A 21,755-nucleotide genomic window follows, 5' to 3' on the forward strand; every position below is an offset into this window, starting at 1 on the left:
AGTTCAGCGTCGAGCGACGACGGTGACAAATTCCACCTTCCTACAACCGGGCAATCCCCCTCATATTTGCGAACAAAAGTTTGTAGACCCGGTCGACGCCTTACTCGCAGGCGTGCTCGTCGGCGGTTTTGCCGCGGAAGACCGGAGTGGGGGAGGGGGCATTCTTACGGTTTTCTTCCCCGCCGCCGGGAACCGGCCGCGGGTCGGCCTCCACCGCGACCGGCCGGTCGGCCCGCAGCCGCGCGAACAGCCTCTCGGCCTCGGGCTCCACCAGTTGATCGCGATTGGCGTCGTAGACGTACGACTTCCGCGGCACCGTCAGGAACTGGACGTGGTCCGTGGGGATGTCGCGCAGTCCACGCACCAACTGGTACAAACCGCGCAGACTTGCCAGTTCCGGATCGGTGGTGAGCGAGGAGGTCGCCGCGTCCAGCAGCGGGTAGAGCTTCACCGGGTTCAGCAGGACGCCGCTGCTCTGCACCTTGTTCACGAGTGCGCCGAGGAACTGCTGCTGCCGGTCGATCCGGTCGGTGTCGCTGCCGTTGCCGAGCGTCTTGCGGGCCCGTACGTAGCCGAGCGCCTGCTCCCCGTCGAGCGTCACCTTCCCGGCCGGCAGCCTGAGTCCGGCGTCCTTGTCGTCGATGGGCTCCGGCAGGCACACCCGGACCCCGTCGACGGCGTCCACCATCTCCTTGAAGCCGCTGAAGTCGACCACCATGTGATGGTCGACGCGGATGTCCGTCAGCTTCTCGACGGTGCGGACGGTGCAGGCGGAACCGCCCACCTGGAACGCCCGGTTGAACATCGCGAACACCGGCTCGCTGCGGCTGCCGTCCGGTCTGTGGCAGCCGGGGATGTCCACCATCAGGTCCCGGGGCAGCGAGACGGCGGTGGCGCTGCGCCGGTCGGCGGCCAGGTGCAGCAGGATCGTGGTGTCGGACCGCTCGCTGCCCAGGTCCCGCCCGTACCGCCGGTTGCCCTGCCCGGCCCGCGTGTCGGAGCCGATCAGCAGGATGTTCTGCGCGCCCCGCACCAGCGAGGTCGGCCGCTCCCGCTCGTACCGGGCGAGTTCGGCGGCGGCCGCCTCGTCGGCGGTGATGTTGCCGTTGAGCCTGGTGTAGACGACCCAGCCGACGCCCGACGAGGCCATCAGGAACAGGGTCGCCCCCAGCGCCGTACCCCGCACCCAGCGCCGCCGGTGCCGCCGGGCCAGACCCTCCCCGCCGGCCGAGGACCCGAGACCGGGGCCGAGGGGCTTGCCTGCGCTGTCGGGCACGTCCGGTCACACCCCTCCATGGCGTACGAGCGTCACGTGCTGCTCCTACGACGATGGCGGCAAGGGGCGTGGCCGGCCGCCCTTTGTTACTCCGTTCGGGTGATGGCGGTGGGGTCGGTCCGGCCGGTCCGGCGCGTGCGGGGCGCGTCGGGCTCAGTGACGGGACGCGGTCACCCGTTCGCTCTCGATCCGCTTGTCCAGGCCCTCCGCGTCCAGCCGGTCCAGGTTCCGGCACAGCACCACGGACCCGCCGACGGCCAGCGGCGCGTAGAGCCCCGCGCTGAGCCCGTCCCACGTGTCGTACGGCAGGCCCGACAGCAGCCGGGCCCCCGGCCCCGTCAGATCCAGCGACGGCGCCTCGGACAGCGCCCGCTCGACCACCTCAGCCCCGCTGAACTCCGCCCCCGCGACGATCAGCGCGGGCTCCTCGGGGTCCACCGGGGCGAACGGCGTGAACCGGTCCCCCTGGCTCGGCGCCTCCACGGCGTAGTCGACGAAGCCGTCGGGCGTCCGCGGGAACCGCCCGCCGAGCGGCCGCAGCGCGAGCGCGACCCGCTCGCCGCGGCAGGCCAGGGCCGCCTCCAGGGTGTCCGGCCCGCTCACGACCAGATCGGCGGCGGCGGGGTCGCCGGCCATGTCCGCGACCGCGCCCACCGACGAGCAGGCGAGCAGCCACACCGCCGTCTGCCAGTGGGCGGGCAGCAGCAGCGCGACCCGGTCACCGGGCCCGATGGACAGGTCGCCCTGCAGGAGGTTCGCGGTCTTGGCCACCCAGTTGGCGAAGGTGGCCACGGACAGTTCCACGCGCTCGCCCGTGGCGTCGTCGTAGAAGGTCACCAGGGGGCGTCCGGCGTCCGCGTCGAGGGCGGAACGCAGCAGGTCGGCAGGGGTGCGATCGGTGGCATTCACCCGCGCAAGGGTACGCCGGGACGGTCCCGCGCACCGCGTGCCCGGGCCACCGGTTCGGCGCAACGGCAGCCGACGCACCGTCAGTTCCCCGATGGCGGAGCGCGGCCGCCGTGCCGAGGATCAAGGGCATGCGCGGATTCCTCGGCCTCCCGGCCGGCATCACCTCGATCGGCGTCACCTGCGCCGTCGCCCTCGTCCTCCCCCTCGCCCCGCCCGCGACCGCCGCGGCCCCGCCCGGCGGGAGTCCGGCCGGGGCCGCGGTCCCGGGCGGCACGCAGTCGCTGCCGCTGGCCCCGCTCGGCCGGGAGCGCACCCCCGGAGCCGTCCCCGAGCGGGGCCTGTACCGCACCGGCGTACGGCACTTCTCGCTCGTCGGCGTGATCTGGGACGATCCGGACGCCGCGCTGCGCGGCACGGTGCAGGTCAGGACCCGGTCGGCGGCGTCCGGCGCGTGGTCCGGCTGGCAGGACGTGGAGACCCACAACGAGGACCACGGCGCCGACCCGGCCACCGCCGAACGCTCCTCGGGCCGGGTGCGCGGGGCCACCGCGCCGCTGTGGGTGGGCGACTCGGACGGCGTGGACGTACGGGTGCGCGCCGACTCCGCGCCGGACCGGGCCGTCACGGACCGGGGCCGGGGCGGCGACCCGAGCCCCGCCCTGCCGTCCGGGCTGCGGCTGGAACTCGTCGATCCCGGCGGCGGGACGTCGGCCCGGACGCGGGCGGACAGCCCCCGCGCCCTGCCCGCGCTGAGCCGGCCCGGCACCGAGCCGGAGACGGACCGCCCGCGGGCCGAGGGCGAGCCGGGCGCCGCGGGCGGCCGCGCGCCCCAGGTCAAGCCGTACATCGGGCCGCGTCCGGGCATCGTGACGCGGCGGGGCTGGGGTGCGGACGAGTCACTGCGCGAGCGCGCGTTCGTGTACACGACGAAGGTCAAGGCAGCCTTCGTGCACCACACCTCCACGGGCAACAACTACTCCTGCTCGCAGGCCCCGTCCGTCATCCGCGGCATCTACCGCTACCACGTCAAGAGCATGGGCTGGCGGGACATCGGCTACAACTTCCTCGTCGACAAGTGCGGAACCATCTACGAGGGCCGGGCCGGGGGCGTCGCCCTGGCGGTCCTGGGCGCCCACACCCTCGGGTTCAACAGCAACAGCATGGGCGTCGCCGTCATCGGCAGCTACGGCTCGAGCAAGCCGTCCGGTGCCGCGGTGACGGCCGTCGCCAAGCTCACCGCGTGGAAGCTGGGCCTCTTCGGCGCCGACCCGCGCGGAAAGACGTACCTGACGTCGGGCGGCGGCAATCGCTACCCGAAGGGCAAGAGCGTACGACTCAACGTGATCTCCGGACACCGGGACGGGTTCGCCACCTCCTGCCCGGGCGCGCGGCTCTACGCCAAACTCGGCTCGGCCCGTTCCAGCGCGGCCCGGTACCAGGGCCGCTGAGGCCCGGGACGCGGCCACCGCCACGGGGAGAAACGCGCAGAGGAGGGAATCCCGGAGCCGATCCTGCCGGACATCGCGCGGCCGTCGAGGGCGTCGCCCGCCGTTCTGCCTACACTGACCGGCCGAAACGAGAAGTTCGGCCGGTCCCGGCAGGAAGCGGAGACGACCCGTGACAGAAGCGATCCTCCTGGTCGGCGGCAAAGGCACCCGGCTGCGCCCGCTCACGGTGCACACGCCCAAGCCCATGGTCCCGGCCGCCGGGGTGCCGTTCCTCACGCACCAGCTCGCGAGAGCGAGGGCGGCCGGGGTGGAGCACATCGTCCTCGCCACCAGCTACCTCGCCGAGGTCTTCGAACCCTGCTTCGGCGACGGCGCCGCGCTGGGCCTGCACATCGAGTACGTCACCGAGGAGGAGCCCCTCGGCACGGGCGGCGCCATCCGCAACGTGGCCCCGCTCCTGCGCTCCGGGCCCGACGACCCGGTGCTGATCTTCAACGGCGACATCCTGACCGGCCTGGACATCCGGGCCCTGGTCGGCACCCACGAGTCGACGGGCGCCGACGTCTCCCTGCACCTGACCAGGGTGACGGACCCGCGCGCCTACGGCCTGGTCCCGACCGACGAGACCGGCCGGGTGCTCGCCTTCCTGGAGAAGCCGCAGGCGCCGGAGGAGATCGTCACCGACCAGATCAACGCGGGGGCGTACGTCTTCCGCCGCTCGGTGATCGACACCATTCCGGCGGGCCGGCCGGTCTCCGTGGAGCGCGAGACCTTCCCGGACCTGCTGTCGGCCGGAGCCCATCTGCAGGGCATGGTGGACTCGACGTACTGGCTCGACCTCGGCACCCCCGCGGCCTTCGTGCGCGGCTCCGCCGACCTCGTCCTCGGCCGGGCCCCGTCCCCGGCCGTCCCCGGCCGCTGCGGCGACCGGCTGGTCCTGCCCACGGCCGTCGTCGCCCAGGACGCCAAGCTGACCGGGGGCACGGTGGTCGGCGAGGGCGCGTTCGTCGCGCAGGGCGCCCGGGTCTCCGGCTCGACGATCCTGCCCGGCGCGGTCATCGAACCCGGCGCCGTCATCACCGACTCCCTCATCGGCAGCCGCGCCCGGGTGGGCGAGCGCTCCGTCCTCACCGGCACGGTCGTCGGCGACGGCGCGGTGGTCGGCCCCGACAACGAACTCCGCGAGGGCGTCCGCGTGTGGTGCGACGCCCACATCCCGCCGGCCGCCCTCCGTTTCTCCTCGGACCGGTGACACCCCCTCCGTAGCCGCGGGCGCCCGCCCGAGCGCGGGTCGCCCGCCGCCGGGAACGGCAGCGGGGAGAACGGCTGGGACGGCGGCACCCCGCCGGCGCGGGCGAGCGGAACACCCCCGGGCCGGCACCGGCGCCGAGCACCCGACGGCCGCGTTCGGCACCGACACCGAGCACCCCGGGAACCCCGGGCCTGACGGAACACCGCGGACCTGGTGCGGCGTCGGCCGGGGTCCGCCCGCCGGGCGCCGCGACGGGGCGGACCCCGGCCGACGCGGCGCTGGTGCTGTGACCGGAAGGGTTCACCGGCTCGCGGCGCCCGGCACGGCACCTCGCCGCGTCGTCGCATCACCCGAGTACGTCCGGTACGCGGACGATGCTCCGCCTTGCGCTGCACCGCACCGGACGCCGCGAGCCTTCCGGCAAACCCTTCCGGTCACAGCACTAGAGCAACCCGATGTCCACCCGGGGCATCTTCGGCGCCCGCCGCCCCGGCACCTGCCCACTCAGCAGGATCAACCGAGCCGCCCGATGCCGCTGCCCCGCGTAGGGCTCCAGCAACCGCAGCATCTCCGTGTCGTCGGCGTCCCGGTTCCGGGCCAGCGCCCACCCGACGATCCCCGGCAGATGCAGGTCCCCGACGGTCACCGCGTCCGCCGCCCCATGACTGCGCTGGACCACCTCGGCCGACGTCCACGGTCCGATCCCCGGGACGACCTCCAGCCGGGCCCGCGCCTCGGCCGCCGGCATCCCCACCGCCTGCTCGAGCCGCGCGGCGACCCGCACGGCCCGCAGGATCGTCGAGGCCCGCTTGTCGTCGACCCCGGCCCGGTGCCACTCCCAGGAGGGGATCAGCGCCCACGCCCGCGGTTCGGGCACGACCCACATCGGACGCTCGAACGCGCCCGCTGGGCCCGGCGCCGGCTGACCGAACCTGCGCACCAGCAACCGCCACGCCCGGTAGGCCTCGTCCGTCGTGACCTTCTGCTCCAGCACCGACGGGATCAGCGACTCCAGCACCAGCCCGGTCCGCGTCAGCCGCAGCCCCGGCCGGCGGTGCCGCGCCAGCGCCACCACCCGGTGCCGGGGCACGAACGCGTCCGGATCGTCGGCCGCGCCCAGCATCCCGGGCAACTGCTCCAGCAGCCACTGCGCACCGGGTCCCCACGCCTCGCCGAGCACCTCACCGCCGCAGGCGCGTACCCGCAGCGTGCCCGGCCCGACGGGAGTCAGGGCGGTCCGCCACACGGACCCGTCCGGTGTGGTCCGGAACGTCGGATCGCCGGGCCCGCGCCGCAGCGGACCCAGCACCAGTCCTAGATCGAGCGGCCCCTGCGGCACCCAGCGCCGCACTTGCGCCGGCCCCGCGGCCTGCCGGGGTATCCCGGCAGCGGCACCGGCGGGCACACCGACGTGCCCGCCGCGCACGGTCGTGCGCGTGGGACGCGGAGCGAATCGTCCTGCCACTGGTGGACTCCTGGAGGGGGGCCGGGGCGGGGCTGTCCTAAGAGACTAGTGCCGCGTCGGCCGAGGTCCGCCCCGTCGCGATGCCCGGCGGGTACTCCCGCCGCACCGGCCGAGAGCCCGGGTACGCCCGGTACGGGGGCTTCCGGCCGGCACGCCGGGAGTACCGGACACCGCTCCTTGACGGGCAGACCTCGGCCGACGCGGCACCAGCCAGGCGGTCGCCGGGGCCGCCGGACACGACCCGGCGCATCTCGCGGCGCGGCAGCCGGAACCACCAGGCGTCCATCGGGCAGTCGAAGCGGCGCAGCCCCAGTTCCGGCCGGCCGCGCGCCAGGGAACCGCGGCCGTCGCAGGCGACGGTGAGCACGGCGCGCAGTTCGCCGGTGCGGCCGTCGCCGGTGCGGTAGCGCACCCCGGCCTCACCGCACCTCGATGAACGCCTGCGCGTCCCGCGGCGGACGCGGCCGCGGCTCCTCGGCCGGATGGCCCACCGCCACCGCGCCCATGGGGTCCCAGTCCGCGGGCAGTCCCAGTACCCCGCGCACCGTGTCCCGGCAGAACATCGTCGACGACACCCAGGCCGAGCCCAGCCGCTCCCCGGCCAGTGCGACCAGCAGGTTCTGCACGCCGGCGCCCGTGGCGACCACGAACATCTCGCGCTCCGCACCGTCCCGCCGCGCGTCCCCGTAGGTGTGCGAGCCGTCCATGACGAGGCACGGCACGACCAGGTACGGGGCGTTGCGGAGCACGTCCCCGCGCCGGACCCGCTTGGCGATGGACTCCTCGCTCTTGCCGTCCCGCCGCAGGTCGTCGATCCAGGCGTCCCGCATCGCGTCGAGCAGCCGCACCCGCGACTCCGCGGACTCCAGCAGCACGAACCGCCAGGGCGTGGTGTGGTGCGGGGCGGGCGCGGTGACCGCCGCGGCCACCGCGCGCCGGACCGCGCCGGGGTCCACGGGCTCGTCGGTGAAGGCCCGCACGGTACGGCGCTGGGTCACCGCCTCCCGCACGGCCTCGGACGTGCCGAGCCGGAACATGTCGTCCCGCGTGGCACGCACCAGCACCCGCGCTCCCTCGCCGTCCTCGCCGTCCACGACGTGGGGCAGCCCGCGCACCACGGCGACCGGGAGTCCGGCGGCCTTGCCCTTGACCAGGTCGCCCGCGGCGGCCAGTTCGTCGGCGGTGGCGACGACGGTGGCGCCGAGCGGGTTGCCGTGCGCGTCCGTGCCCCCGCGCAGATCGTCCAGCACCCGCACTCCGGCGGCACCGATCGCGACGTCCGTGAGCCCCGAGCGCCAGGGCCGGCCGAAGGTGTCCGTGACGACGACACCGACCCGGACGCCGAGGGCGTCCCGCAGTCCGTCGCGGATCGCGCGCGCGGACGCGTCCGGGTCCTCGGGGAGCAGCAGCACGGTTCCGGACGGGGTGTTGGAGGCGTCGACCCCGGCGGCCGCCATCACCAGGCCCTGGCGGTTCTCGACGATGCGCAGCGGACCGCGTCTGGCCACCACTCGCACGGTCTCGGCGTCGATCGCGGACTCGCGGTCGTCCGCCCGGACGACGCGGCCCTCCGCCTTGGACACGATCTTGGAGGTGACGAGGAGCACGTCCCCGTCGGCCAGCCCGGGTTCGGCGGCGGCGATCAGCTTGGCCAGGTCGTCACCCGGCTGCACCTCGGCGATTCCGGACGGGGCCCAGACCCGGTACTCGGGGCGCGGGCCGCTCACGCTCCCCGCACCTCCTCGGCCAGTGCCAGTGCCTCCCGCGCCATCTGCGCGGCCGCGTCCACGTCGGTCATCATCAGCGGCACCGCCCGGCAGCGGATGCCGTCCGCCTCGACCCGCTCCACCACGCCCGCGTCGACGGTGTCGACGAGCCAGCCGTCCAGCAGTCCCGAGCCGTAGTGCTCGGCGACCGCGGCGGCCGTCGACTCCACACCGACCGCGGCGAGCACCTTGTCGGCCATCCCGCGCACCGGCGCGTCCCCGACGATGGGGGACAGGCCGACCACGGGCACCCCGGCCTCCGCGATCGCCTCACGGATGCCGGGGACGGCCAGGATGGTGCCGATGGACACGACCGGGTTGGACGGCGGGAAGAGGATGACGTCCGCCTCCGCGACGGCCTCCAGGACGCCCGGCGCCGGCTTGGCCTGCTCGGCGCCCACCGGTACGACCGCCTCGGCCGCGACCGAGGCGCGCAGCCGCACCCAGTACTCCTGGAAGTGGATCGCCCTGCGTTCGCCGTCCGTCTCCACGGCCACGTGGGTCTCCACGCGGTCGTCGGTCATCGGGATCAGCCGCACGCCCGGCTTCCAGCGGTCGCAGAGCGCCTCTGTGACCGCGCTCAGCGGAAACCCGGCGCCCAGCATCTGCGTCCGCACGATGTGGGTGGCGAAGTCCCGGTCGCCGAGCCCGAACCAATCCGGGCCGACCCCGTAGGCCGCCAGTTCCTCCTTGAGGTGGAAGGTCTCGTCCGTCCGCCCCCAGCCCTGCTCCTCGTCGATGCCGCCGCCCAGCGTGTACATCACCGTGTCGAGGTCCGGGCAGACCCTCAGCCCGAAGAGGTGGATGTCGTCGCCGGTGTTGCCGATGACCGTGACGTCCGCGTCCGGCACGGCCCGCTTCAGGCCGCGCAGGAACCGGGCACCACCGATGCCGCCTGCCAGAACCACAATGCGCATGGGCCGATTCTCGCAGGCGGGTGCGACATCGTGTCAGGCGGTCGCCGGACGCGGTTCGGTCCGCGCCTCGCAGTGCGGGGAGCCGTGCATCGGCATCTCGGTCAGGCCCGGGTGGTAGACGTGCAGGCTCACCGCGGGCTCCAGCGCGTCGTTCACCACCTCGTGCACGTAGCCCGGCGCGAACACCCGCTGGGCGCCGGCCGCCAGCGCGCGCGTGCCCCGTTCGGTGCGCTCGGTCAGCGTCCCCTCCAGGACGGTGAGGACACCGGAGGAACGGCCGTGGTCGTGCCGCCCGCTGCCCTGACCGGGCACCCAGGACAGCAGCCAGACCTCGTAGCCGGGGCCGGTACGGAGCCGGTGGTACCAGCGGGTGGTGGCGTCGTAGCGGACGAGGTGCGCCCACTGGGAGCGGTCGGCGGCGACGGCGCGGGCGAGGCCCACGAACTCGGCGACGGTGGCGGGGTGCTCACGCGGAGGCTGGAGCAGGTGCGGGACTTCGAGGATGTCGCCGGCGATCTGGAGGTCGTTGTCGCTGTTCATCGGGTGAGGGGATTCCTCGGCGGGGAGTGGGGTCTGGGTGTCGCTCCGCGTCCGCCCGGGTCACGGGCGAGGAGCGGGGTCCCGGATGAGGGTCAGGGACGGGGAAGAGCGGCCGAGCCGGGATGGACTCGGGAGCAGCCGGAGCGCGATGGGCTCAACGGCTGGGACAGCAACAACAGCTGCGGCGCGCGCGTGCGGCACCGAGGGACCCGGCGGTGCGGGTCGAGACGGATGCCAAGTTCGCGAGCATGCCCCCAAGGACACCGGCTCACACCCGGACTGTCAACTCGACGCCCGGAAAGTGGGACATGGTTCACCTCATCCGGTTCATCTGTCAGGTGAAAGGTTTGTTCACCCGGATCCGGGGACACATGGCGCACAACCGAGCGCTCGACCCTCGTCGGAACGGGATCGAACGCGGGGGCGTCCTTCCTCGTACAGGGAACTGCGCGAGATCCGCCGCCCCGCCGGGCCGCTTTCCGTGTGTCAGGGTTTATGGCGATTTGAACACTTTCCGCATGGCCTTGGTTCCGCAGAGTGAATAACGGGCTCAATAGCAGATCTCGGCTTGACTCGCCCGGAGCAGCACACTTGTAATTTCACTCGTGTCGTTCAGCCGAAATCGGTAGCGGCTACGCACGGGGACGTGAAGACAGACGAGGGGCGCACATGACCGAGCTGGTGCAGCAACTGCTGGTCGACGACGCGGACGAGGAACTCGGCTGGCAGGAGCGCGCACTGTGCGCCCAGACCGACCCCGAGTCCTTCTTCCCGGAGAAGGGCGGCTCGACCAGGGAGGCGAAGAAGGTCTGCCTCGCCTGCGAGGTGCGCTCCGAATGCCTCGAGTACGCCCTCGCCAACGACGAGCGCTTCGGCATCTGGGGCGGTCTGTCCGAGCGTGAGCGCCGCCGGCTGAAGAAGGCCGCCGTCTGACCGGCCCCGGCCCCCGGCCGCGCTCCCGCCACCGCACGGCCGAGCGGCCGGACGGCGCCCCCGCAAACGTCGCGAACGGCCCGTCGCCCGTGGGTTATCCACAGGCGGCGGGCCGTCGTCGTGGTCAGCCGATAGTGTGGTCGCTCGTCCGAGACGACCCGCTGTCCCCTCGGGGCACAGGCGTCCACCGCAGTCCATCGAACCGGGGCCCGTACCTCGATGTCCGTGCACAGCCAAACGGCAGCTCAAGACCCGGCTGCCCATCCTGAGTTCCCGCGCCATGTGGTGACCGCGGTCCTCGTGTCCCACGACGGCGCCCGCTGGCTGCCCGACGCGCTGGCCGGGCTGCTCGGCCAGGAACGCCCCGTGCAGAACGCGGTGGCGGCCGACACCGGCAGCGCGGACGACTCCGCCCAGCTGCTCACCGAGGCCCTCGGCGACGACCGCGTGCTGCACCTGGCGCGCCGCACCGGCTTCGGCCAGGCGGTGGAGGAGGCGAGCCGCGTCGCCCCCCTCCTCACCCCCGAGGAGCTGCCGTACCTCAGGCGCCCCGGCGGCTGGGACCCGGTCACGCGCTCGTGGCGCGACGACGCCTACGACCTGCCCGAACTGCCGCACGGCGAGCCCGTCCAGTGGCTCTGGCTGCTGCACGACGACTGCGCCCCCGAGCCGGACGCCCTCGCCCAGCTCCTCCGGGTCGTCGACAACGAACTCGAACTCGGCCGCGACGACGTGGCGATCGTCGGCCCCAAGCTGCGCGGCTGGTACGACCGCAGGCAACTGCTGGAGGTCGGCGTCTCCATCGCCAACTCCGGCCGCCGCTGGACCGGCCTGGACCGTCGCGAACAGGACCAGGGCCAGCACGACCACGTGCGTACCGTGCTGTCCGTCTCCACCGCCGGCATGCTCGTCCGCCGCGACGTCTTCGAACAGCTCGGAGGGTTCGACCGCCGGCTGCCCCTGATGCGCGACGACGTCGACCTGTGCTGGCGGGCCCACACGGCCGGCCACCGGGTCCTCGTCGCCCCCGACGCCGTCGTACGGCACGCCGAGGCGGCCTCCCGTGAGCGCCGCACCGTCGACTGCGTGGGCCGCACCGCCGCCTCCCCGCACAAGGTCGACAAGGCCGGCGCCATCTACACCCTGCTCGTCAACACCCGCACGGCCGCGCTGCCCTGGGTGCTGCTGCGGCTCGTCCTCGGCACCCTGCTGAGGACCGTCGCCTACCTCGTCGGAAAGGTCCCCGGGCAGGCCGTCGACGAGATCCGCGGTCTGCTGGGGACCCTGCTGCGGCCCGAGCGGATCCTCGCCGGCCGGCGCGGCCGCGGGCCCTCCCGGATCGACAAGGCCGAGCTGCGCCGGCTCTTCCCGCCCCCCGGCGCGACCGTCCGCGCCACCGTGGAACAGGTCGCGGGCAACTTCTCCCGCCGCTCCGACCACGAGACCTCCTCGGCCGGCCGGCACGGCGGCGCCGTGGAGTCGGGCCCCGGCGGCGACGACGCCGACTTCCTGGAGATCGAGCAGTTCGCCCGGCTGAAGCGGATCGCCCGCAAGCCCGGGCCGGTGCTCTTCCTTGCCCTGCTGCTGGCCTCCCTCGTCGCCTGCCGCGCCCTGCTCGGCGGCGGCGCCCTCGCGGGCGGCGCCCTGCTGCCCGCCCCGGCGGGCGCCGGCGACCTGTGGTCCCGCTACCTGGACGCCTGGCACCCGGTGGGCGCCGGCGGCACCGCCGCCGCACCGCCCTACCTCGCCGTCGTCGCGACCCTCGCCTCGATCCTGTTCGGCTCCACCGGACTGGCCGTCACCGTGCTGCTGGTCTGCTCGGTTCCGCTGGCCGGCCTCACCGCCTACTTCGCCTCCCGGCCACTGGTCACCTCCCGCCTGCTGCGCGCCTGGGCCGCGATCGCCTACGCCTTCCTGCCCGCCGCCACCGGTGCCCTCGCCGGAGGCCGCATCGGCACCGCCGTCCTCGCGGTGCTGCTGCCGCTCATCGCGCGCGCCGGCGTCGCCGCGAGCGGCCTCACCCAGGCCTCGGGCGCACGCGGCAGCTGGCGAGCCACCTGGGCGTACGCGCTGCTGCTGACCATCACCACCGCGTTCACCCCGATCGTCTGGCCCATCGCGCTGATCCTCGGCCTCGGCGTACTCGTCCTGCGCCGCCGCGACCTCGTCGCCCACGGCCTGCGCTTCCTCGCCCAGCTCGGCACCCCGCTGCTGGTCCTGGCGCCCTGGTCGCTGACGCTGCTGCCGACCGGCTTCCTCAGGGAAGCGGGCCTGGAGTACGGCGCCTCCAGCGCCTCCGCGCTCGATCTGCTCGGGGCCGGCCCCGGTGGTCCCGGCACCGTCGACGGCGTGCTGCTCATCGGTATCGTCCTGGCCGCCCTGGCCGCACTGCTGCGCTCCGAGCGTCGGCTGGGCATCCGGACCGCGTGGGCGGTCGCCCTGGTGGGCCTCGTCTTCGCCGTCGTGTCCAACCACTCCACGTGGGCCGGACCGGCCACCCTCGTCTACGGCATCGCCCTGCTGGCCGCCGCTGCCCTGGGGGCCGACGGGGCACGCGCGCGCGTGGCCGAGCAGAGCTTCGGCTGGCGCCAGCCCGTCGCCGCCCTGATCGCCTTCGCCTCGGCCGCGGGCCCGCTGCTCGTCGCCGTCGGCTGGATGATCGGCGGCGCCGACGGCCCGCTGGAACGCCGGGACCCGGTGCAGGTACCCGCGTTCGTCGCCGAGGACGCCACCACCCGCGACCAGGCCCGCACCCTGGTCCTGGACAGCGACTCCACCGCACACGTGCGCTACAGCCTGGTCCGCGGCTCCGGCGCCCGCATGGGTGACGCCGAACTCGCCGCTGCCGACGGCGAGAACACCAGGCTCGACAAGGTCGTCGCCAACCTGGTCGCCGGCTCCGGCGCCGACCAGGCGGGCCAGCTCGGCGGCTTCGCCGTGCGCTACGTCCTCGTGCACAAGGGAGCGCCCCGCCAGATCCCCCGCGTCCTGGACGCCACGCCCGGCCTGAGCCGGCTCAGCCAGCAGGACGGCGGCGCCCTGTGGCGCGTCGACCAGCAGGTCTCCCGTGCCACCATCGTGCCCGCGGGCGGCACCGGCGCCGCCCGGTCCGTCGCCGCCGGGCCCGTGGAGATCCACACCACCGTCCCGTCCGGCTCCGCCGGCCGTGTCCTGCGCCTGGCCGACGCCGCCTCCGACGGCTGGACGGCCACCCTGGACGGCAAGCCGCTCACCGGCACCACCGTCGACGGCTGGGCTCAGGGCTTCCAACTGCCCTCCACCGGGGGCCGGCTGGACGTCGTCCACGACGCCCCGATCACCCACACCGCCTGGCTGTGGGCCCAGGGCGCGCTCGCCGTCGTCCTGGTCGTCCTCGCCCTGCCGGGCCGTCGCCGCGACATCGACGACGACCTGCCCGAGGAGCAGCCGCTGCCCGCCCAGGCCACCGCCGGAGAGGGCCGCCGCGCCCGCCGGCTGCGCGCCCAGGCCGAGGACGCGGCCGTCCCCGAGCAGCCCGGGGTGGCGGTTCCCGACCAGCCCGGGGCGGGCGTCCCGGGGCAGCCCGCCCCCGGCGACGTGCCACCGCCTCCCGGGGAGGCCCCGGCGGCCGTCCCCCAGCAGCCGGCGTACGGCGAGTGGGACTACCCGGGCAGCGACTACGCCGGTTACGGCACCGGCCAGTACCAGGACGCCGGACAGTACTCCGCCGGGGGCTACGACCAGCAGGCGTACCAGCCCGACCCCTACCAGAACGGCCGGTACGACCCCTACGCCTACGGAGGCACGACCGACCGGCAGGCGTACGACCAGCAGGCCTACCAACAGGGTTACGACCCGGCCGAGCAGCAGTACGGCACCGGCAGCGAGCGTCCCGACGGGAGCCAGCAGTGAACCGCACCACCCTGTCCCTGATCGCCTGCACGACCGCGCTGGCCGCCGTCACCGCCTTCGCCGCGCTCGACACCCCGTCCGCGTCCGGCACGGCCCCGGCCAGGGCGGCCGCCGAACTGCCCGTGGAGCGCACCAGCCTGCTGTGCCCCGCACCCAGCTCCTCCGACATCGCCGACACCTCGTACACGTCGTTCACGCCTGTCACGAAGGGCACGGCGAGCGGGGGCACGGCCCGACTCCAGGCGGCCACCGGGCAGTCGGCGGACGCGTCGAGCGGTGCCGGGAAGGGCAAGGACGCCGGGAAGAAGCCTGCCCAGGCGCTCCTCACGCCGAAGACCCCCGGCACGCCGGCCACCGGCGACACCTCCGGCGCCGACACCCCCGCACAGGTCGGCACCGCCGACGGCAAGTACGCGCCCGGCTGGACCGTGCAGGAGACCACCGAGGTGGTCGCGGGCACGGGCCGCGGACTGCAGGGCGTCAACTGCACGGCCCCCGACACGGAGTTCTGGTTCCCGGGCGCCAGCACGGCCATCGACCGCACCGATTACGTGCACCTCACCAACCCCGAGGACTCGGCCGCCGTCGTCGACATCGAGCTGTACGGCAAGGACGGCGCGATCAAGTCCTCCGTCCCGGACGGATTCACGGTCCCGCCGCACGGGAGCGAGCCGATCCTGCTCTCCACGCTCACCGACGAAAAGCAGACCGATCTCACCGTGCACGTCAGCGTGCGCAGCGGCCGGGTCGGCGCGGCGGTGCAGGCCCTGGACGACAAGGTGGGCGGCGACTGGCTGGCCGCGGCGGACGACCCGTCCGGCAGCCTGGTCCTGCCCGGCATCCCCAAGGACGCCACCGACGTCCGGCTGGTCGCCTTCACCCCCGGCGACGCCGATGCCGACCTCAAGGTCCGCCTGGCCTCGCCCGGCGGCCTGATCACGCCCGCCGGGAACGAGACCCTGCACGTGAAGGCGGGGATGACGACCGCGACCGACCTCGGCGACGTCACCCGCGGCGAGGCGGGCTCCCTGGTGCTCACGCCCACCGACCGGTCCGTACCCGTGGTGGCGGCGCTGCGCGTGGTGCGGGGCAAGGGGGCCAAGCAGGAGACGGCCTTCATCCCCGCCACGGCCCCCGTCGGCAAGCGGGCGACCTCGGCCGACAACCGCGGCAAGGCCTCGACCCTCTCCCTGGCCGCGCCCACGGCCACCACCACGGTCCGGGTCACGGCCTCGGCGGGCAGCGAGGGCGGCACCCCCGTGACGAAGACCTTCACGATCAAGACCGGCACCACGCAGGACGTAACGTCCCTCGTTCCGTCCGGCCTGAAGGGCACCTACGCCCTGACCGTGGAACCCGTCTCGGGAGGCCCCCTCTACGCCTCCCGCGCCCTGACGTCCACGGCGGGCGGGGTCTCCGCCTTCACCATCCAGAGCCTGCCCAGCGACCGGGGCCTGGTCTCGGTCCCCCGGACGCGGGAGGACCTGTCCCTCCTGCAGGAGTGACCCGGGGCAGGCGACGCCCGCGCGGCCGCGGCCACCCGAGCCGCGCGGCCGCGGGCGCGTGCCGGGTGCCCCGGGCTCAGTCCTCCCCGTACCGGGGATCGACCGTCTCCGGAGTCAGCCCCAGCAACTCCGCCACCTGCTCCACCACGACCTCGTGCACCAACGCGGCCCGCTCGTCCCGCCCCTTGGTACGGATCTCCACGGGCCGCCGGTACACCACGACCCGGGCCTGCCGTCCCTCCCGGGCCGGAACGATCCCGCCCAGGGGCACGGCCTCGTCGCTCCAGGCGTCCGGTCCCCGCACCTCCAGGCGCGGCACCTCGAGCACCAGGAAATCCATGTCGGCCAACTGCGGCCACCGCCGCTCCAGCCGCTCCACGGAGTCCCGCACCAGATCCGCGAAGACCTCGGCCCTGCTGGCCGCCAACGGCACCTGCGGCGGCGCGATCGGCCCTCGCATGCCCCGCCCGTGACGATCACGGCGACGGGGCCCGGGGCCGGTGGCGCGGGGCGGTACACGGTTGTCCATCACCGCAGAAGCCTAGTCGCCGCACGCCCCGCCCGCCCGAACCCACGCGGCAACCGGCCACCGGCGCTCCCGGTCCCCGGGCGCGGCACGACACGTGTCGCAGGACGTGTCACACGTTGACCATTCCGGCCAAGCTCTGGCTCGATTCCGTAACCCTCCAAGACCGGTCGACTCAAGGCAATTGACGGTGTTTGTGCCGACTCATGACCGAGAGCTTCCCTTCCCGGAACCCCGCCCGACCCCGTCGTCGCAGGTCAGCCAGGCCTGTTCGAGGGCTCCTGTGGGACGTCTCACACTCCGACACGGTGGCGTGACCTGGAGGAGAGTCGTCGCGGCCCGCTCAAGAGTGCGGTACCGTCCATCGTCGTGAGCCCTGTACGTCGCTGTTCGCGCACCGCCTGCGGCCGACCCGCCGTCGCGACGCTGACGTACGTCTACGCCGACTCGACCGCGGTCCTCGGCCCGCTCGCCACCTACGCCGAACCCCACTGCTACGACCTGTGCGCCGAGCACTCCGAGCGCCTCACCGCGCCCCGCGGCTGGGAGGTCGTCCGCCTCCTCGACGGCTCCGCTCCCGCGCGGCCCAGCGGGGACGACCTGGAAGCCCTTGCCAACGCCGTGCGCGAGGCGGCCCGTCCCCAGCAGCGGGCGGCCGAGGCGGGCGGCGGCGGGGCCCGTACGCCGGACCCCATGGAAGTCGCCCGCCGCGGGCATCTGCGCATCCTGCGCTCACCCGACAACTGAGTCCTGCCACGCGGAGAACCGATCCCGCACCCATCGGGACGGCGCGCGGGCCCACTTGCCCGCCATCCGACGTCCCGCGTCGGCCGACCGCCGGTCCGCACGTCCGCCCGCCGGGTGTCCGCACACCTGCCTCTCACCCCCGACGGGTAGTTTGTGGGCACCCATCGGACCTCAGGAAGGTTGGCCGTGACTGCTGATCTGTCGCAGATCGTGAAGGCGTACGACGTACGCGGAGTGGTTCCGGACCAGTGGGACGAACCGCTGGCCGCCCTCTTCGGCGCCGCCTTCGCCGAGGTGACGGACGCGACGGCCATCGTCGTCGGTCACGACATGCGCCCCTCGTCCCCGGGACTGTCCCGTGCCTTCGCACGCGGTGCCGCCGACCGCGGGGTGGACGTCACCGAGATCGGCCTGTGCTCGACGGACCAGCTCTACTACGCCTCGGGCGCGCTGAACCTCCCGGGCGCGATGTTCACGGCCTCGCACAACCCGGCGCAGTACAACGGCATCAAGATGTGCCGTGCGGGCGCCGCCCCGGTCGGTCTGGACACGGGACTGACCCAGATCCGCGAACTCGTCGAGCGGTGGCTGGAGTCGGGCGCTCCGGAACCGGCCGCCGAGCCGGGAACCCTCACCGGGCGCGAGACGCTGGAGGACTACGCGGCCCACCTCCGCTCCCTCGTCGACCTCACCTCCGTCCGACCGCTGAAGGTCGTCGTCGACGCGGGCAACGGCATGGGCGGCCACACGGTCCCCACGGTCTTCGCCGGTCTGCCCCTCACCCTCGTGCCGATGTACTTCGAACTGGACGGCACCTTCCCGAACCACGAGGCCAACCCCCTCGACCCGGCCAACATCGTGGACCTGCAGAAGCGGGTCCCGGCGGAGGGCGCCGACCTGGGCATCGCCTTCGACGGCGACGCCGACCGCTGCTTCGTGGTGGACGAGAACGGCGTCCCCGTCTCCCCGTCCGCGATCACCGCCCTCGTCGCGGTGCGCGAGCTGGCCCGCGCCGGCGGCAGCGGCACCGTCATCCACAACCTGATCACGTCCCGCACCGTGCCGGAGGTGGTGAAGGAGAACGGCGGCACCCCGGTCCGCACCCGCGTCGGGCACTCCTTCATCAAGTCCGAGATGGCCCGCTCCGGGGCGATCTTCGGCGGTGAGCACTCGGCCCACTACTACTTCAAGGACTTCTGGAACGCCGACACGGGCATGCTGGCCGCCCTCCACGTCCTCGCGGCCCTCGGCGGCCAGGACGGCCCCCTGTCGGCCCTGACCGCCCAGTACGACCGCTACGCGGGCTCGGGCGAGATCAACTCCACCGTCGCCGACCAGTCCGCCCGCCTCGCCGCGATCCGCGCCGCCTACGAGGGCCGACCGGGCGTCACGCTCGACGATCTCGACGGCCTCACGGTCTCCGCCGCGGACTGGTGGTTCAACGTCCGCCCGTCCAACACGGAGCCGCTGCTGCGCCTGAACGCGGAGGCCAGGGACGAGGCGACGATGGCGGGGATCCGCGACGAGGCACTGTCGATCATCAGGGCCTGAGCCGGCCGGCCGCCCCGGACCAGGGGGCGGCCGGACCCCGGGCCGGCGGGCGGCGCGCCGCCGGGAGCACCCGCGGGCCCGGCCCGACCCCGCCACCAGCGGTACGCTGACCAGCACATCGGCAATAGCACCTGCGCCCCGAAGGGACACCCTCATGCCGCTCGAAGCCGGCCTTCTGGAGATCCTCGCCTGCCCCGTCTGTCACGCCCCCCTGGAGGAGCAGGACACCGAGCTGATCTGCACCGGTCAGGACTGCGGCCTGGCGTACCCGGTCCGCGACGGCATCCCGGTCCTGCTCGTGGACGAGGCCCGCCGCCCCGCCTGACCGCTGAGCTCCCGCCCCGCGGGCAGCGCGGCGGCACCGCCGCGCACCGGCGAGGCGCCCGCCCCGCGTTCGAAGACCCCGTAACAGGAACCCGGCGACCGGAGGCTGCCGCCCATGCTCGACGAATCGCTGCTGGACAGCCCGGAGGGCCTCGCCACCGCCGACCGCCGCGGCCTCCTGCGGGGCGCGGCGGAGGCCGGTGCCCGTGTACGCACCGCCGTCCGGCACGCCACCGAGGCCGGTGTGGCCGAGCTCAGGCCGGACGGCCGACCCCGCGCCGTGCTGATCGCGGGCCCCGGTGCCGCCGCCACCCACACCGCCGACCTGCTCGGCACCCTGGCCGGCCCCGGCAGCCCCGTCATCCGGCTGGCGCCCACCGGCGTCGCGCCCGCCGCCGGCGCGCTGCGCTGGGAGATCCCGGGCTGGGTCGGCTCCGTCGACCTGCTGCTCATCGCCACTCCGGACGGCACCGAACCCAGCCTCTCCCTGCTCGCCGAGCAGGCCTACCGCCGAGGCTGCTCGGTCGTCGCCGTCGCCCCGGCCCACACCCCGCTCGCCGAGGCGATCGCCGCCGCCCACGGCATGTTCGTACCGATGGCCACGACGCCCTACGACCAGGAGGAACCCCTCGCCGCGTCCTCGCCGGGCGTCTTCTGGGCCCTGTTCACCCCGCTGCTGGCGCTGCTGGACCGCATCGGCCTGCTCGGCGCCGGGCCGGAAGCCCTGGAGAAGGTCGCCGACCGCCTGGACCACATCGCCGAGCGCTGCGGCCCGGCCATCGCGGCCTACAGCAACCCGGCCAAGACCCTGGCCGCCGAACTCGCCGACGCGCTCCCCGTCGTATGGACGGAGGGCCCCGCGACCGGCCCCGCCGGCCGCCGGTTCGCCGCCGCCCTCGCCGAACTCGCCGGCCGCCCCGCCCTCGTCGCCGAACTCCCCGAGGCACTCGCCGAGCACAGTGCCCTGCTGGCCGGCCCGCTCGCGGCCAGCGCCGACCCGGACGACTTCTTCCGCGACCGGGTGGAGGAGCCACCCGCGATGCACGCACGCGTGGTGCTGCTCCGCGACCGCCCGATCGGCGGCCTCACCGCCGCCCCCGCCGCCCGCGACCTGGCGCTCAGCCACGACACGCCGATCAGCGAACTGGAACCCGAGGAGGGCGACGCACTGGAGACCCTCGCGGAACTGATCGCCGTCACGGATTTCGCCGCCGTTTACCTGGCGCTCGCCTCCGGGGCCTGACCTTGCTCAGGGCGTCGCGCCCGGGCCCGCCCGGACCGACCGCCCCGTGCCCCACCACCGGGACACCGACCGGCACCGGGACACCGACCGGCACCGGCACACCGTCCGGCACCGGGACACCGTCCGGCGCCGGCACACCGTCCGGCGCCGGCACCGGACGAGCAGCGTACGTACGGAGACAGAGAAACCACATGGACCGCCTCGACAACACCGTCCGCCCCTACGCCTGGGGTTCCGCCACCGCCATCCCGCACCTCCTCGGCGTCGAGCCGAGCGGCGAACCGCAGGCCGAGATGTGGATGGGCGCCCACCCGGGCGCTCCCTCCCGCACCGCGCGCGGAACGCTCGTCGAGGTGATCGACGCCGACCCCGAGCGCGAACTGGGCGCCGCCGCGGTCGCCAGGTTCGGCCCGCGGCTGCCGTTCCTGCTCAAGCTCCTCGCCGCCGGCGCGCCCCTCTCCCTCCAGGTGCACCCGGACCTGGAGCAGGCCCGGCAGGGCTACGCCGACGAGGAGCGGCGGGGCGTCCCGGTCGACGCTCCGCACCGCAACTACAAGGACGCCAACCACAAGCCCGAACTGATCTGCGCGCTCACCGAGTTCGACGGCCTGTGCGGGTTCCGCGCCCCGGCCGAGGCGGCCGGCCTGCTCGACGGACTGGGCGTCGACTCCCTGAAGCCGTACGTCGACCTGCTGCGGGCGCACCCCGAGGACGCCGCCCTGCGGGAGGTCCTCACCGCCGTCCTCACCGCCGACCCGCGGGAAATGGCGCACACGGTCGCCGAGGCCACCGCCGCCTGCACCCGTCTCGGCGGCGACTACGCCCCCTACGCCGGCCTCGCCCACCACTACCCGGGCGACCCCGGCGTCATCGCGGCCATGCTCCTCAACCACGTCCGGCTGCAGCCCGGAGAGGCACTGTTCCTCGGCGCCGGCATCCCGCACGCCTACCTCGACGGCCTCGGCGTCGAGATCATGGCCAACTCCGACAACGTCCTGCGCTGCGGCCTGACCCCCAAGCACGTCGACGTCCCCGAACTGCTGCGCATCGTCCGCTTCGAGGCGGGCGACCCGGGCGTGCTGCGCCCCGAGGCCGCCCCGGACGGCGAGGAGGTCTACGAGACCCCGATCGACGAGTTCCGGCTCTCCCGGTTCGCCCTGTCCGAGGGCGGCACCACCCACGACCTCACCCTCGGCACCCCGCAGATCCTGCTCTGCACGGCCGGTTCCGTCCGGGCCGGTGAGCACGAGCTGACCCCCGGCCGGTCGGTCTTCGTCCCGGCGGGGGAGAAGGCCGAGGTGTCCGGGGCGGGTACGGTCTTCCGCGCCACTGTGATCGTATGACCGAGACTGTGGACACCTGACACGTCGCCACCCGTACGGGCTGCAACAATGACCCACCGGCAAAGCACGGGCAAAGCCGGGTACACGCCTGGACGGCGTGGACGGACGAGGGCGAAGGG

General features: G+C 74.3%; 18 protein-coding genes. 10 read left to right on the forward strand and 8 right to left on the reverse strand.

Annotated features, from left to right (window positions below; translation table 11 throughout):
• Window positions 1-100: 100 nt before the first annotated feature.
• Both MXD57_RS27760 and MXD57_RS27765 read right to left on the reverse strand, forming a co-directional pair.
• The gene (locus MXD57_RS27760; protein ID WP_250404844.1) at window positions 101-1,276 is read right to left on the reverse strand and encodes an LCP family protein; all 1,176 of its coding nucleotides are present in this window, start codon (window positions 1,274-1,276) and stop codon (window positions 101-103) included.
• Window positions 1,277-1,429: 153 nt separating this feature from the next.
• Window positions 1,430-2,185, reverse strand: a complete 756-nt coding sequence (locus MXD57_RS27765) for a TIGR03089 family protein (protein WP_250404846.1) — start codon at window positions 2,183-2,185, stop codon at window positions 1,430-1,432.
• Between the two features lie 128 nt (window positions 2,186-2,313).
• On the opposite strand from MXD57_RS27765, the gene MXD57_RS27770 reads away from it, so the two are divergent.
• Both MXD57_RS27770 and MXD57_RS27775 read left to right on the forward strand, forming a co-directional pair.
• Complete coding sequence (locus tag MXD57_RS27770) at window positions 2,314-3,633, forward strand: peptidoglycan recognition protein family protein (RefSeq protein ID WP_250404848.1); 1,320 nt, start codon at window positions 2,314-2,316, stop codon at window positions 3,631-3,633.
• A 169-nt stretch (window positions 3,634-3,802) separates the two neighbouring features.
• On the forward strand, window positions 3,803-4,885 hold the full coding sequence (locus tag MXD57_RS27775; protein WP_250404850.1) for a sugar phosphate nucleotidyltransferase: 1,083 nt from the start codon (window positions 3,803-3,805) through the stop codon (window positions 4,883-4,885).
• A gap of 442 nt (window positions 4,886-5,327) precedes the next feature.
• On the opposite strand, the gene MXD57_RS27780 is transcribed toward MXD57_RS27775, so the two are convergent.
• From MXD57_RS27780 to MXD57_RS27800, 5 genes are read right to left on the reverse strand one after another with little or no spacing between them, the layout of a single operon-like run.
• The gene (locus MXD57_RS27780; protein WP_250404852.1) at window positions 5,328-6,350 is read right to left on the reverse strand and encodes a DNA-3-methyladenine glycosylase family protein; all 1,023 of its coding nucleotides are present in this window, start codon (window positions 6,348-6,350) and stop codon (window positions 5,328-5,330) included.
• A 37-nt stretch (window positions 6,351-6,387) separates the two neighbouring features.
• Window positions 6,388-6,762, reverse strand: coding sequence for a hypothetical protein (locus MXD57_RS31640; protein WP_284506181.1), 375 nt, complete (start codon window positions 6,760-6,762; stop codon window positions 6,388-6,390).
• Between the two features lie 7 nt (window positions 6,763-6,769).
• Entirely contained in the window at window positions 6,770-8,077 is a 1,308-nt protein-coding gene (locus MXD57_RS27790; RefSeq protein ID WP_250404854.1) for a coenzyme F420-0:L-glutamate ligase, read from the reverse strand.
• Complete coding sequence (gene cofD / locus MXD57_RS27795) at window positions 8,074-9,033, reverse strand: 2-phospho-L-lactate transferase (protein WP_250404856.1); 960 nt, start codon at window positions 9,031-9,033, stop codon at window positions 8,074-8,076. Before cofD ends, MXD57_RS27790 begins: the two co-directional genes overlap by 4 nt.
• A 33-nt stretch (window positions 9,034-9,066) precedes the next feature.
• The gene (locus tag MXD57_RS27800) at window positions 9,067-9,573 is read right to left on the reverse strand and encodes a cysteine dioxygenase (protein WP_250404858.1); all 507 of its coding nucleotides are present in this window, start codon (window positions 9,571-9,573) and stop codon (window positions 9,067-9,069) included.
• Between the two features lie 669 nt (window positions 9,574-10,242).
• On the opposite strand from MXD57_RS27800, the gene MXD57_RS27805 reads away from it, so the two are divergent.
• The 3 genes from MXD57_RS27805 to MXD57_RS27815 all read left to right on the forward strand — a co-directional run bounded on the left by MXD57_RS27805 (window position 10,243) and on the right by MXD57_RS27815 (window position 15,902).
• Window positions 10,243-10,506, forward strand: coding sequence for a WhiB family transcriptional regulator (locus MXD57_RS27805; protein ID WP_003975777.1), 264 nt, complete (start codon window positions 10,243-10,245; stop codon window positions 10,504-10,506).
• A 219-nt stretch (window positions 10,507-10,725) separates the two neighbouring features.
• Entirely contained in the window at window positions 10,726-14,397 is a 3,672-nt protein-coding gene (locus MXD57_RS27810) for a glycosyltransferase family 2 protein (RefSeq protein ID WP_250404860.1), read from the forward strand.
• Window positions 14,394-15,902 (forward strand): DUF5719 family protein, encoded by a 1,509-nt coding sequence (locus MXD57_RS27815; RefSeq protein ID WP_250404862.1) that lies wholly within the window; start codon window positions 14,394-14,396, stop codon window positions 15,900-15,902. The genes MXD57_RS27810 and MXD57_RS27815 overlap by 4 nt, the downstream gene beginning before the upstream one ends.
• A gap of 76 nt (window positions 15,903-15,978) precedes the next feature.
• Here MXD57_RS27815 and MXD57_RS27820 read toward each other — a convergent pair whose 3' ends face one another.
• A complete protein-coding gene (locus MXD57_RS27820; RefSeq protein WP_250404863.1) occupies window positions 15,979-16,362 on the reverse strand; it encodes a metallopeptidase family protein in 384 nt (127 codons plus the stop codon).
• A gap of 435 nt (window positions 16,363-16,797) precedes the next feature.
• Between MXD57_RS27820 and MXD57_RS27825 the strand changes: the two genes are divergently transcribed.
• The 5 genes from MXD57_RS27825 (at window position 16,798) to manA (ending at window position 21,636) form a co-directional block, all read left to right on the forward strand.
• Window positions 16,798-17,175: a DUF3499 domain-containing protein gene (locus tag MXD57_RS27825; RefSeq protein WP_250404864.1), complete on the forward strand. Its 378-nt coding sequence runs from the start codon at window positions 16,798-16,800 to the stop codon at window positions 17,173-17,175.
• A gap of 186 nt (window positions 17,176-17,361) precedes the next feature.
• A complete protein-coding gene (locus MXD57_RS27830) occupies window positions 17,362-18,726 on the forward strand; it encodes a phosphomannomutase/phosphoglucomutase (RefSeq protein WP_250404865.1) in 1,365 nt (454 codons plus the stop codon).
• Window positions 18,727-18,880: 154 nt separating this feature from the next.
• Window positions 18,881-19,051 (forward strand): Trm112 family protein, encoded by a 171-nt coding sequence (locus MXD57_RS27835; protein WP_250404867.1) that lies wholly within the window; start codon window positions 18,881-18,883, stop codon window positions 19,049-19,051.
• Window positions 19,052-19,165: 114 nt separating this feature from the next.
• On the forward strand, window positions 19,166-20,293 hold the full coding sequence (locus MXD57_RS27840; protein WP_250404869.1) for an SIS domain-containing protein: 1,128 nt from the start codon (window positions 19,166-19,168) through the stop codon (window positions 20,291-20,293).
• A gap of 191 nt (window positions 20,294-20,484) precedes the next feature.
• Entirely contained in the window at window positions 20,485-21,636 is a 1,152-nt protein-coding gene (manA, locus tag MXD57_RS27845; protein WP_250404871.1) for a mannose-6-phosphate isomerase, class I, read from the forward strand.
• Window positions 21,637-21,755 lie beyond the last annotated feature (119 nt).

The organism is Streptomyces cellostaticus (assembly GCF_023630175.1).
GTDB classification, from domain to species: domain Bacteria; phylum Actinomycetota; class Actinomycetes; order Streptomycetales; family Streptomycetaceae; genus Streptomyces; species Streptomyces cellostaticus_A.

Coding starts and splice junctions, on each gene's coding strand:
- cofD (WP_250404856.1), bottom strand. CDS start 9,033: ATGCGCATTGTGGTTCTGGCAGGCGGCATCGGTGGTGCCCGGTTCCTG.
- MXD57_RS27835 (WP_250404867.1), top strand. CDS start 18,881: ATGCCGCTCGAAGCCGGCCTTCTGGAGATCCTCGCCTGCCCCGTCTGT.
- MXD57_RS27820 (WP_250404863.1), bottom strand. CDS start 16,362: ATGCGAGGGCCGATCGCGCCGCCGCAGGTGCCGTTGGCGGCCAGCAGG.
- MXD57_RS27810 (WP_250404860.1), top strand. CDS start 10,726: ATGTCCGTGCACAGCCAAACGGCAGCTCAAGACCCGGCTGCCCATCCT.
- MXD57_RS27840 (WP_250404869.1), top strand. CDS start 19,166: ATGCTCGACGAATCGCTGCTGGACAGCCCGGAGGGCCTCGCCACCGCC.
- MXD57_RS27800 (WP_250404858.1), bottom strand. CDS start 9,573: ATGAACAGCGACAACGACCTCCAGATCGCCGGCGACATCCTCGAAGTC.
- MXD57_RS27805 (WP_003975777.1), top strand. CDS start 10,243: ATGACCGAGCTGGTGCAGCAACTGCTGGTCGACGACGCGGACGAGGAA.
- manA (WP_250404871.1), top strand. CDS start 20,485: ATGGACCGCCTCGACAACACCGTCCGCCCCTACGCCTGGGGTTCCGCC.
- MXD57_RS27770 (WP_250404848.1), top strand. CDS start 2,314: ATGCGCGGATTCCTCGGCCTCCCGGCCGGCATCACCTCGATCGGCGTC.